The following is a 1,401-nucleotide window of genomic DNA, read 5'->3' on the forward strand; positions in this document are numbered from 1 at the left end:
GGGTTGTCTAATCGCAGCCGTGGGGTCAAGTATCTTTGTATGAGACGCGTGTGCCGGGTTACAGGGTTGTCTTCGCGGTCGGCAGAGGCCGCCGCATCATGGGCATCGTGGAAGAGCCTTCAATGTGGACGACGCACTCGGCTGGGTCAGCGGTGCAATCCCATCAACGGAATGGCTCAGCCTACGTCCCGGCAGGGACGTCTCAGGCGCTCAGATACTGAACGCTATCCATCAGCTTTCATGCCGCGGCTCCTGCATTCGGATCGAAGAACTCACCGGTCTTGAGCATCGCATGCATGATCACGGCCAGTTTGCGCGCGACGGCGACGGCGGCTCGTTTGAAGCCGAGCCTCTCCCGGAGTTGCAGACCCCATGTTCGTAGTGCGCTCTGTTTCTTGCTGCGGGCCAAGATGACGGATGCGGCCTCGTAGAGAAGTCCTCGCAAGTGATTGTCGCCACGCCGGGATATGTGCCCGTCATAATCGACTTCTCCAGATTGATGCCGACGGGTCGTTAGCCCGATCCAGGCCCCGACATTCCGGGACTTCCTGAAGTTGTCGGGCTCTTCAACGGCGGTGACGAAGGACGTTGCGGTGATCGCGCCTACGCCGGGGACAGACATGAGAAGGCAGCAGGCCTGGCTCTCGCGTGCATCCCTGATGAGTTGGCGTCCGAGGTCAGCGGCACGGATCCGGACACTGCGCCAGGCATCCAGAAGCGGCAAAATGATAGCAGCAAGCTGCTCGTGATCGACAAGAAGGCTCCGCACGTTCCGCTCGAACATACTTCCCTTTCCGGCCGGAACAACAAGACCGAAGGTTTTCATGACGCCGCGGATCTGGTTGGAAAGTTCGACGGTGATGCGAACCAGCCGAGTGCGTGCAGCGACCAGCGTACGGGTCAGCATGCTGTCGAAGCTCTTGACGCGTACCTCTCGAAAGAAGCCCACCTCGGCAAGATGCGCCAGGCCATCGGCATCATTCGCATCGGTTTTGTTAGGTGCCATATCGAGAGCCGCTTTGGCATGACGCGCATCAATGCAGATCGCCGGCACTCCTTCGGCGCACAGCGCATGATAGAACCACACCGAAAGCGGACCGGTCTCAAACACCACACGTTTTACGGCTGGGGCTCGCCTACGGATAAGCTCCGCAATGATCTTCGGATCGGAAGCGCATTTTCCACGCCAAATCCGTTTGCCTTTACGCCGGATCGACACTGCGGTCTCTTTCATCGATACGTCGAGACCGATATATTCTTCCATGGCTGTTCTCCATTTGATGCTTGGGCCCGGCATCCAGTCGTGAGCCCGTATTTCCATCTACCGGGGAACAGCCACCTTCCAAAGCTTGATTGTTTTTCAGGGCGACTCGCTCCCGCGATTACCCCATGTGGACGGCT

At 58.6% G+C, this 1,401-nt stretch carries 1 protein-coding gene; it reads right to left on the reverse strand.

Going from position 1 to position 1,401, the window contains the following annotated elements:
- Positions 1-238: 238 nt before the first annotated feature.
- Entirely contained in the window at positions 239-1,264 is a 1,026-nt protein-coding gene (locus tag QN219_RS33710) for an IS110 family transposase (RefSeq protein WP_284004751.1), read from the reverse strand.
- Positions 1,265-1,401 lie beyond the last annotated feature (137 nt).

The sequence above is a fragment of the Sinorhizobium sp. 8-89 genome, from assembly GCF_030124325.1.
GTDB lineage: Bacteria > Pseudomonadota > Alphaproteobacteria > Rhizobiales > Rhizobiaceae > Sinorhizobium.